Genomic DNA, 937 nt, shown 5'->3' with positions numbered 1-937 from the left:
GCGGTGGCGCGGGCGTTCTACCGCCAGGCGGGGATGCCGCACGCCGTGCTCGCGCTCGACGAACCCTCCAGCGCGCTCGACCCCGCCACGGAGGAGCGGCTGTGGTCCTCGCTGCGCGCGCGGGCGGACGCCGGAGCGACCGTGGTGCTGGTGTCCCACCGCCGGTCGGCGCGCGACATCGCCGACCGCGTGGTCGCCCTGGGGGTGAGCGCATGAGCGAGGCCACCAGGGCCCGGCGGGTGCGCGAGGTGCTCCGCCTGGCGCAGCCGCCCGTCGCACGGTTCCTGCCCGGCCTGATCTGGGGCGTGCTGTCGGCAGGCGCGGCCGTGAGCCTGCTCGCGGTGAGCGGCTGGCTGATCGTGAGCGCCTCGATCGTGGACTCGCTCGTGCCGCTGTCGGTGGCCGTGGTCGGGGTGCGGTTCTTCGCCGTGACCCGCGCCGTGACCCGCTACCTCGAGCGGCTCAGCGGGCACGATGCGGCGCTGCGGCAGCTGGCCTCGACGCGCTCCGACCTGGTGCGCCGCCTCATCCCGCTCTCTCCCGCGGGGCTCGGCGCGACCGACCGGGGACAGGTGCTCGCGGCGCTCGTCGACGACGTGGAGAATCTGCAGAACCTGCCGTTGCGGGTGGTGCAGCCGCTCGCGGTGTCGGCGCTCGTCGCCGTGGGAGCCGTGGGGTTCCTCGCCTTCGTGTCGCCCGCGGCCGCGCTGACCATCGCCGTGTGCCTGGTCGTCGCCGCGCTCGCCGCGATCGGGCTCGGGTGGGTGTTCGGCTCCCGGGCCGAGGCGGCCGTGTCTGCCCGTCGCGCCGAGGTGTCGGCGGCCCTCGTCGACTACCTCGGCAGTCTCGACGTGCTGCTCGCCTACGGGGCGGAGGGCCAGGCGCGCGAGCGCATCCGGGTGGCCGACGCCGCCCTGCGCCGGGTCGTGAGCAGGGC

2 protein-coding genes are annotated in these 937 nt (G+C 76.2%); both read left to right on the top strand.

Features of this window, described 5'->3' with window-relative positions:
• Positions 1-216, top strand: a 216-nt coding sequence (locus tag DW309_RS14500; RefSeq protein ID WP_524538341.1) for a P-loop NTPase family protein, incomplete at its 5' end; no start/stop codon positions are given.
• A partial coding sequence (locus tag DW309_RS14495; protein WP_240753245.1) for an ABC transporter transmembrane domain-containing protein occupies positions 213-937 on the top strand: 725 nt, incomplete at its 3' end. The genes DW309_RS14500 and DW309_RS14495, both read left to right, overlap by 4 nt.

The organism is Microbacterium sp. K41 (assembly GCF_004794395.1).
Classification (GTDB): domain Bacteria; phylum Actinomycetota; class Actinomycetes; order Actinomycetales; family Microbacteriaceae; genus Microbacterium; species Microbacterium sufflavum.
This window is presented reverse-complemented; position numbering and strand designations above follow the sequence as displayed.